This is a genomic window from Wolbachia endosymbiont of Drosophila bocki (genome assembly GCF_028982005.1).
GTDB lineage: Bacteria > Pseudomonadota > Alphaproteobacteria > Rickettsiales > Anaplasmataceae > Wolbachia > Wolbachia pipientis.
Genome location: NZ_JAPQLG010000173.1, coordinates 1 through 9,338, shown reverse-complemented (window position 1 = coordinate 9,338; position 9,338 = coordinate 1). Strand labels below are relative to the sequence as shown.

The window sequence follows — 9,338 nt, the reverse complement described above, 5'->3', positions numbered from 1 at the left end:
TAGATATACCTCTTTCTTAACTATGCTTATTTTACCTCATATTTTCGAGATCCTTAACAGGTTCTTAGAGAGAGGGGAAGAGACGCATGCGGTAATGGTAACAGACAAGGGTTTAATCTACAGAGAAGAATTTTTTACGTCATTGTCAGCAGTAGCCAGAAAAATAATGGGAATGAGCTACAACGGACCTTTATTATTCGGGATGCGTGATAAAAATGGGAGCTGAAGAGGAGAAAATGCTAAAAGAAGTAAGGTGTGCGATATATACGAGAAAATCAAATGAGGATGGACTAGAGCAGAAGTTTAACAGTCTTGATGCGCAGCGAGTAGCATGTGAAAAATATATAAAGATCAAAGAAGGCTGGGTAGCATTGACCAAAAGGTACGATGGTGGAGGATTTTCAGGGAAAAACTTAGAAAGACCAGCGATAAAGGAATTATTTGCAGACGTGAAAGGAGGAGAGATAGATTGTGTAGTAGTATATACTCTGGATAGGCTATCAAGGGAGACAAAAGACAGCATCGAAGTAACGTCATTTTTTAGAAGGCACCGAGTAAATTTTGTAGCAGTAACACAGATATTTGATAATAATACGCCAATGGGAAAGTTCGTACAAACGGTATTATCAGGAGCAGCGCAACTAGAAAGAGAAATGATCGTAGAAAGAGTAAAAAACAAAATAGCAACATCAAAAGAACAGGGATTATGGATGGGAGGAACTTTGCCATTTGGGTATGATGTAAAAGATAAAGAATTAATAATAAATGAGAAAGAAGCGAAAATAGTAGGGCATATATTTGAAAGATATTTGGAACTGAAGTCAATGGCAGAGTTGGCAAGAGAGTTAAATAATCAAGGTTACAGAACAAAAGTAGATATCTTTAAAAAAGCGACGGTAAGGAGAATAATAACAAACCCAATATACATGGGAAAGATAAGACATTATGAGAAAGAGTATGAAGGAAAGCATGAAGCAATCATAGAAGAGGGAAAATGGCAAAAAGCGCAAGAGTTGATAAAGAATCAGCCGTATCGAGAAGCAAAATATGAGGAAGCATTGCTTAGGGGAATAATTAAATGCAAGAGCTGCAATGTAAATATGACGCTGACGTATGCAAAAAAAGAGAATAAGAGATATCGATATTATGTGTGCAACAATCATTTAAGGGAAAAAAATTGTGAATCAGTAAATCGAACAGTAGTAGCAGGAGAAGTAGAAAAAGAGGTAATGAAAAAAGCAGAGCAATTATATGAAAAATGGGGAGAAAAAGCGGAAGAGTGGAAAAATTCAAGTTTTGGAAAGCAGAAAGAAATAGTGAAAGAGTTAATAAAAACAGTATTAGTGAAAGAAGATGGAATAGAAGTGTGTTCAGACAATAAGGTAGAATTTATACCAATAAAAAAGAAAGGAAATAAATGCACAGTAGTAGAACCAGAAGGAAAAACAAATAATGCGCTACTGAAAGCAGTGGTAAGAGCCTACCTGTGGAAACGTCAGCTAGAAGAGGGAAAATATAGAAGTGTGAAGGAGCTTAGTGCCGAAATTAATATAGGTACAAGACGTGTGCAACAAATTTTAAGGCTGAATTATTTAGCACCAAAGATTAAAGAAGATATAGTAAATGGGAGGCAACCAAGGAGTTTGAGGTTAGCTGATTTGAGAGAAATACCGATGCTGTGGAGTGGACAACTGGAAAAATTCTATGGTCTTAATTTATAAAAGCGACAGTATGCGCCAGAAAACTGACACTTTAAAAATTTTGGTAAATCAGTTAAAAACTTAACTATATAATGAAAATAGCAAAGATCTTTAATTCGTGTGTAAAAAAGCTAAAATAGAAATCACTGTGCAAGACAAAACCCTTCTAATAAACTTTCTTCCAAATCATATTTTGATAGTAAATCTGGCAAAGAAAATACTACAGGTGAAAAAGAAAAACCGCTAATGCTACAAAGTCTGGCTGGTAGCCTGCTATTGGTAGATGGAATTTACTGTTCTTACTACATACAACGACTTACTGTTTCTTTGAAACTTGAAACTCCTATTATTTTGTCAAGCTTTGTCAAAGGCGTTTTTTCATTAGACTGACTTATTGATTCAGAATGCATTAATTTTCCAGATCTTTCAAAATATCCTTGCTCAATAGCATAGTAGACCCAATACTTACCGAGCCTGCAATCATTGCCTAACTCTTTTTCGCGACCTTTGAATTTTTCTAATATTTCCTCTCTATTACTCACTTCTACTATAATTTTGCTTTTATCTTGTACGTCAGGATACAGTCTAACGTCTACATTTCCTAAACAGAAAGTTAATACTATACTGCTACCTTCTGTAAGCTCTGTGTAATACCTTATGCCGTTTTCGGTTATAATTTCCACCTCACTTTTGCCAATTTTTATTATATCCCTTCTATATGATTCCTGGATTAGTTCCAGATTTCTTGTTCTATCTGTGATTCTTGCGACATCTATCATACTATCCTCTGAGTATTCTAAGTAAGATACATTATTATCGATTTTTCCATCATATAGTTGACCGCTAGTAGCATCCCTTGCAATTCTAAAAATATCTTCAGCATTACTAACATACTCTAAATGAGAACTGATCATATTAGCTTTATGAGCTTTGAACTTTAATTCTATTGTATCAATGACTTTTAAACTTTCTGACCTTTTTAACTTTGCCCCTCTTGATATTAATGTACATACTATATTACTAGCAATTTCATAATTTTCTCCCAGTTGAGCAATTTTTTCTAGTATTTCATCTGTGCAATAACACTCTTCACCCTTGGCCAAATTTAGTCTTATTCCAGAAGATATGATTTCGTTTACAACTTCTTGTAATTCAATCATGCTTTTAGCTTTTACTACCTTACTTAAAAACTCATTGCGTTTAGCAAGGTAATTTATTTGATAAATCTCTGATAAGAAACTATCGCATTTTTCATAATTGTCTTGTTTGTTACCTATAAAATCAGCTGCTCCTGCTTTTAAGAGCAAGTCTTTTACATTAGGAAATTGACGAGATGGCCAATCAAGAAGTACTGAACTATCATCCTTAACATTTAAAACTATCTTTAAGTCGTTGTCATTTTCATATTGATTTAAAAACTTCCTTAGATTTTCAACCTCTGGATCATAAGCACTATCCCAATCTTCATCAGAAATTGTAGCGAGAAGCATTTTACCTAGTTGCTTTCTTAATTTTTTTTGACTATTAGTTAATAAACATTCTATAATATTGCCATTATCAATTGCAACTTGTAGTGGAGTTTTTCCATCGTTATTTTTTGTGCTTAAATCAGCTCCTTTGCTTATGAGCAAATCCATAGTTTTTCTGCTATAATCACCACACTTAGCAGCATAATAGTGTAAAGGTGTGTTACCTTTTTCATCTTGTATATTTGGATCAGCTTTTGCATCTAAGAGATACCCAAGATCTTCACGTCCACCGGAATAAATAGCAGTATCATGCAAAAGTGTTTTACCTTTATTATCCTGCATATTTAGATCAGCACCAGCTTTTAGAAGAGAAGGAATAACCTCGTCGTGTTCGAGAAACACGTTCAATATTGTTGTCCCTAGATGTCCTCTTTTTAGATTAAGAACGTGCCTAAGGTCTTCATTTTTCTCATTACTTTTTAAAAAGTGCTTAAGATTTGAAAATGAGTAATAATCCTTCAGATTGAAATCTTTTATAATACTATTTAGTAGTGCTTGATTTAGCTTTTTTTGACTCTCTTCCAGTTTTAAGTTAGGTGAATGAATAAACCACTCGTCTACTAGATCCTCCAGATACTTTTTATCATCAATCAAACTTCTATCAGCCCAAAGTAAACCTCCCTTAATGAATTCATAATAACTACCTATTTCGGCAGTCACTACGCTAGGTTCTCTTGACTTTTTAACCATGATGACACCTCCTAACTTGAACAGACAACACGTTATATATGATTTATATCATATAAGTCAAGCCAATTAAACATAATTTTAATGTCCTTGAATACAACTCCTGCAAGCGGGAGAGACAAGAGGATTACTTAACTCACCTTTTCTCTGCACTGGAATACTCAATTTTTCTGTTCTATCTTTTGTTTTTGAATAAAGTTCTCTGAAGTTTTCTAAGCAATCTTCAATTGTTCTTAAAGCCAAAAACCCTTTCTGTTTTTTTTCACTGGAATAAAGCAATTCCAAATCTTCTTTCTCTCGTTCTATATTGGATAATGTTTCATTTATGAAGGTGACCAGCTCTTCATTTTTACTCAAACAAGTGGTCATTTTATCAGAAAGAGTATTATTTGTTTGAGTAAGCGAGTTAACTTTTTCCATTAATTCTTTTGTTTGATTATTCATTTCTTCTATAACTTTTTGTTTTTTTGACGATTCTTCAATTTGATTTAGCATTTTCTTTTGTAATTGTTCAACATAAGATGGGCTAAGAGAACGTTCTCCCTTACATTTTATTTTATTTAAATTATAATCTAGTTTTGCAGGGCAAGCATCTTTCTCTGCAATTTTCTGTTTCATAATTCGGCATTCTTCCATAAGAAGACCTAATTGATTTTTAAAATTGTCTCTTTCCGCTTTCAACATCTCAATCTTAGGATTATTGTGTTCACTAACCTTCATTTTATCATTAAGATGACCTAACTGATTCTTTAATTCCCTGATTTCACTGCCTTTATCATTTAACTCTTTGTTTTTTAATGTGCTCAATTTTTGTATTTTTTCTTCTTGGCTTTTTAACTCTACTTCTAATTTTTCCTTTTCTGTTGTTAATTCAGAAATGTTCTTACATTCATCATCCAATTGTTGTTTTGTATCAATTATCTCTTTATTTTTCTGCTGTAATTGATTGTTTAATTCTTCCACTTGATTGTTTGCAGTTTCTTTAGCTTTTTGCTCCAGAATGAGCTCTTTTTCTAGCTCTAGCCCTTTTTGAGCAAATTTATTTTTCCTAGCCTCGATTTCTTTGTTATTACTAATTATTTTATATGAAAGCACAACTACTAAAACAGTTACGACGGTAAAAGCTGAGCTTAAAAATTCAACTGAAGACAAAAAACCGAAATAAGAGGATTCAGACAGTGCTACAGATGCAAGCAACATAAAGGTGGCAAAAGCACTAGCTATGATATAAGATGTGTGTTTCATTGGATAGATTTCTCATTGCGATAATTACATTGTTAGAAGGAAGCAAGTTATAAAAAATTAACATAAACCCAAACTCACTGTACATTTTCTACTTTCAGCCTTCAAGCACTGCCAAAAGAATTTTACTATCTTTTTTAGCTTTCACAAGGTAAAAGTCAATAGTTATAATTGCTTGAAGTATTATTGACGCTTAGTTATTCTAAGTTGATTAAATAATTAGCTCAGGCCAAAGTTTAAGGTGGTCAATAAAAATTTGTATTGGAACAGGCGGTATGAATAGAAACATTTTGCAAAGGAAAAGTCTAAAATCATCATCTTTGGAGAACAAGTTGCAACCTAATCCTGAAGAGTTGAGCGGTGTGTGTGACTCTGATTGGAGAGAGAGAAAAGATGAGAGTGAGAACAAGAATTTAGAACAGGAAAGTGATGTTTCTAATATGATTGGTTTTCATACATTGGGTGACACGTTTGGTAGTCTTAATAGTTTCCGTATTTCAACTGGTACACTTGATGAATTAGGGGCACAGGGACTTTCTTGGGATGGTTACCTTCCGAGCTATACTAATGAGAGTATTGACTCGGGCATGGTGCAAGAGACATCGACTGAAAATGTATCAAGTCCTATTTCCAGTGAAGAAAGTTTTTTTACTGATGAAAATGAAAGTGAACCATATGAAAGCCCTAATAATAGCATTTTTATGTATTTAAATAGTACTAAATTTGATGTAAGTAAAGATGGTATTTATACACACGATGATCCACAGCACAGTGAATCACTGATTTCAGGAAGTAGAACTCCAGGCAATTCGCCAAGAATTCCTCAAGCAATCTGTTTCAGCGCTAGAGATACAAGTAAAGGTGAAGAATTAATTTACAAAACTTCAAGCTATAATCCATCGCAGAAAAATTCTAAAGGAAAGAAGATCTTTTTGTGTCTTACAGTATTGTCATGTACTCTTTTTTTTGGATCACTAACTTCTTCATTTTTAGGAAAGCCTCTTATCTCTGATCAGAAAAGTAATCTCATGTTATTGGCAATTTTGGGTGCTGCTTTTGCCATTTTAGGTTCTATTGCCCTAGTTCTATATTGTTATACTCAACCTAAAGAAAACAAACCACTTGATGCATTAGATCAAGTTAGTACATATATGCTAAAACCAATATATTATCACCATAGGTTTGTGCAGCCATTTATCGAGGTACAGGATGTTTATGCGGTAAAAGGATACCGGCATATGAAGGTATAGTTTAGCAAAAATTGGAGATATTATGAGGAATTTAAAATGCGGACTTGGGAAGTATTAAGCTTATCGTTTTTGATGTTAAGTAGTAGTTTTGTACATGCTAGTGGAGCATTAGTATCTTCATGCGATAAAATACCTTCAGGTTATAGAGGCAAGGTTTTTAAAATTAAGACTGATTACCTAGCTGAAACGAGTAATAAAGAAAGACCATGGGAATGCATATCATTTAAAGAGGAACCACAAAAATACGCCTATACAACTTTAAAGTATATATATGATGGGAATATAGACTGCGATTTTGATTTACATTGCAATAAGGTTGCTAATTGGTATCATGCGCCATGGATGCACTACGGGATAAATGGTAGAGAATTTGTTAATGGTTTACAAGAGAACGATCCTTTAAGCCTGGTGAATTGCATAATGATCAAAAATCCATGCTACAAAATTGGGCAATTTCTATTGTTAATGAGCAAGGTAGCTATACATATGGGCAAGTCTGGAAAGATATAAACAATCCTGATATTACCAAAGGGGAATTCTTAGATGGTACAGTAAATGCAAAATTAGTATTTACAGAAGCAACGGAGGATGATATACCAACTCTTAAAAACAGCATTACTTGGACTGGTTACGTAAATCAGTCTGAGAAAGGGACTCCAAAGGTATTTAAGCAGCTGAGATTATTTCAAATTGATTTTTTAGTCAAAGATAAGAGATCAGAAGAAACAGGGTGGGTTGCAGGTACATTTATTTATGATTGTACTATAAATAATAAGAATCCGTGGTTTAATATGAAGTTAGTGGGTGTTGCTTGGGGTAATGACCCTAATTATTTTAGGGCAGATTACATAATTGGAAAGAGGTTGTTGGAATGTTGGATAAATCCCGATGTAATGAAAGGTTCTTTAGGATATTTAGGTAGGCTTAATGGTCCAATAGATAACAAAAAATCTTCGTGTTTGTCATGCCATAGTACAGCACAGTATCCCGAAAAATCTCCATCAGTAACATCCGAACAATCAACAGAAGGAGAAATAAAGTACTGGTTAAGGAATTTAAAGGAAGAATCATTTGATGAAGGAGCATTGAACTTTGATTATTCCAAGCAATTAAGTCATGGGATTAGAAACTACTACAGTGCTAAAGAAGAGAATGATTCAATTGGATGTAATGATTTTAATTATAAAAGATATCACTAAAATTCGAATCAACCAATAAGGTATGAGTTTTATACTTATTTGTATGGTCTTTTATACATTAAGGTAGATGAAAAAAATGAGAATAGAATATCTTTTCTGTGAATAAAATAAGTTGAGAAGAAATGCCTAATTTTAGAGTCACAAAAGATTTGATTATTTACTCTCTCCAAAATCGCAAAAAAGTACATATACTCGTGAGAACAAGCCGCGTAAAAATAGGGTTGTGAAAGGAGAGGCTTTAAATCTTTGCAACAAAGTTAGGCAAACCAGTTTATATGTAAACTTAGCGAAAGTGAGCCAATATAGCTGGTTTTGGCGCATAGTAAAATTATTATAAATAAAAGTTCGCACGTGTCGTTTGGTGGACCATCCCATCCCAAGAAAAACACTTCTCACGTTCCTTGATTTTAACCACTGGAAATAGTTATTTTATTTAGATTTTTAGTAAAATATATTACTAGATTAATATTAATTCATTTGATATAAGAAAGAAAAACTGAGGTAAGTCTATAGTGAAATAGATACCTGTTCAAATTTTCAGCTTTTTGCATAAAATACTAAAAATTAGATAAATTATATTTAATCTATCTTGGCCTTACGACCTTGCCCATGTAATCATTTTCTACCACGTCGCTAATAGATACTAAATTAGGTAAATCTTTCTTGTCAGTAAATTTATTTGACCTAATAAGACTTACCTCATCTTAAAAAAAGTACAAAACAACCCCACCTTACTCGAAAATCTTACTTTCCCCCCCTCAACCTTACTTACACTCTCTAAACTTAATATGTATGTTTCACTATAAGCACATCCAAACCATGAGCACTTCCATTAGTAAAAGATCATCTATAAAACTGTCCTAAGTTATCTCTTACGTTAAGAACATCCCTAACCGATATTAGAGTATCTGGCCCTCGCGCACCATTATTGAATATAGCATATGACAAAACCATTTGATCTCCATCAGTAATACGTTCACATCCTCCACATTGTGTATATCGTTGTAATTGTCGATTTGCTTCTGCATTTTTTTGTCGTACCTGCCCTGCAGTTTGAGCAAATTTTAGCTCTATCCCAATTGGATGAGTATCATCTCTTTCCACAAATCTTGACAACACTAGATCTATTCTTCCACCTCTTTCTAATTGAAACTCAATAATTACTCTAGCAGGATTGCCAAGAGTATAAAATAATCCATGTAACACAGCTTGAAATTCAGCTTCACTTGTTACCAATGCTTGCCTTAATGGTTGTATAGCATTTTGCTCTAACAATGGAAACAACACATTAGAAATTTCCTGAAATAATTCCGTATGCCTATTGACATCTTGCCAGCCGGTATTCATCATTACACTTGCAGCTTCGTGTACTTGTCCAACACCACCTATTCGTGAAAGATTACCGTGGAAATGCCCACGATTTCTTGAATAATCATCAGGTGACTGAAATGGTGTTAAAATAACGTTTATTTGAGAATTATCATCAACCATTTCACACAATACTTCACGTACTCTAGCACCTTGCCAATGTGGACGTGATAAATCTAAGGCCATTACTGGAAACTGGTGACGCAGCATTCGACGGATGTTAAGCACAACTAGTGAGTTAATACTTAGTGCAAACAAAACCATTGTCAGAGCGCGTTCTCGAACATTTACTCCTGAGAACCTGTTAAGGATCTCGAAAATATGAGGTAAAATAAGCATAGTTAAGAAAGAGGTATATCTATG

Annotated in this window: 7 protein-coding genes and 1 pseudogene; 5 read left to right on the top strand and 3 right to left on the bottom strand. The window is 33.6% G+C overall.

The features are described 5' to 3' along the window. Both OZD61_RS04125 and OZD61_RS04120 read left to right on the top strand, forming a co-directional pair. A partial coding sequence (locus OZD61_RS04125) for a DUF2924 domain-containing protein (protein ID WP_274979961.1) occupies nucleotides 1-226 on the top strand: 226 nt, incomplete at its 5' end. Between the two features lie 10 nt (nucleotides 227-236). After that, nucleotides 237-1,721, top strand: a complete 1,485-nt coding sequence (locus OZD61_RS04120) for a recombinase family protein (RefSeq protein WP_274979962.1) — start codon at nucleotides 237-239, stop codon at nucleotides 1,719-1,721. Between the two features lie 281 nt (nucleotides 1,722-2,002). Here the strand turns inward: OZD61_RS04120 and OZD61_RS04115 are convergent, their stop codons facing one another. Together OZD61_RS04115 and OZD61_RS04110 are read right to left on the bottom strand one after the other, a co-directional pair. Next, nucleotides 2,003-3,919 carry an ankyrin repeat domain-containing protein gene (locus tag OZD61_RS04115; RefSeq protein WP_274979960.1) on the bottom strand — a complete coding sequence of 639 codons (1,917 nt, stop codon included), beginning with the start codon at nucleotides 3,917-3,919 and terminating at the stop codon, nucleotides 2,003-2,005. Between the two features lie 78 nt (nucleotides 3,920-3,997). Then, the gene (locus OZD61_RS04110; RefSeq protein ID WP_274979959.1) at nucleotides 3,998-5,161 is read right to left on the bottom strand and encodes a hypothetical protein; all 1,164 of its coding nucleotides are present in this window, start codon (nucleotides 5,159-5,161) and stop codon (nucleotides 3,998-4,000) included. Between the two features lie 272 nt (nucleotides 5,162-5,433). Here OZD61_RS04110 and OZD61_RS04105 point away from each other — a divergent pair, with 272 nt between their 5' ends. The 3 genes from OZD61_RS04105 to OZD61_RS04095 are packed head-to-tail and all read left to right on the top strand — an operon-like array spanning nucleotide 5,434 to nucleotide 7,607. Beyond that, a complete protein-coding gene (locus OZD61_RS04105; RefSeq protein WP_274979958.1) occupies nucleotides 5,434-6,408 on the top strand; it encodes a hypothetical protein in 975 nt (324 codons plus the stop codon). Nucleotides 6,409-6,444: 36 nt separating this feature from the next. Beyond that, a complete protein-coding gene (locus tag OZD61_RS04100) occupies nucleotides 6,445-6,918 on the top strand; it encodes a hypothetical protein (protein WP_274979957.1) in 474 nt (157 codons plus the stop codon). Next, nucleotides 6,843-7,607: a hypothetical protein gene (locus OZD61_RS04095; protein ID WP_274979956.1), complete on the top strand. Its 765-nt coding sequence runs from the start codon at nucleotides 6,843-6,845 to the stop codon at nucleotides 7,605-7,607. The genes OZD61_RS04100 and OZD61_RS04095 overlap by 76 nt, the downstream gene beginning before the upstream one ends. An 843-nt stretch (nucleotides 7,608-8,450) precedes the next feature. Here OZD61_RS04095 and OZD61_RS04090 read toward each other — a convergent pair. Next, nucleotides 8,451-9,338, bottom strand: a pseudogene (locus OZD61_RS04090) (hypothetical protein); the annotation flags it as partial.

Bases quoted from the DNA above. Each gene is read 5' to 3' on its own strand.
- OZD61_RS04120 (WP_274979962.1), top strand. From the start codon at position 237: ATGCTAAAAGAAGTAAGGTGTGCGATATATACGAGAAAATCAAATGAG.
- OZD61_RS04115 (WP_274979960.1), bottom strand. From the start codon at position 3,919: ATGGTTAAAAAGTCAAGAGAACCTAGCGTAGTGACTGCCGAAATAGGT.
- OZD61_RS04110 (WP_274979959.1), bottom strand. From the start codon at position 5,161: ATGAAACACACATCTTATATCATAGCTAGTGCTTTTGCCACCTTTATG.
- OZD61_RS04105 (WP_274979958.1), top strand. From the start codon at position 5,434: ATGAATAGAAACATTTTGCAAAGGAAAAGTCTAAAATCATCATCTTTG.
- OZD61_RS04100 (WP_274979957.1), top strand. From the start codon at position 6,445: ATGCGGACTTGGGAAGTATTAAGCTTATCGTTTTTGATGTTAAGTAGT.
- OZD61_RS04095 (WP_274979956.1), top strand. From the start codon at position 6,843: ATGCTACAAAATTGGGCAATTTCTATTGTTAATGAGCAAGGTAGCTAT.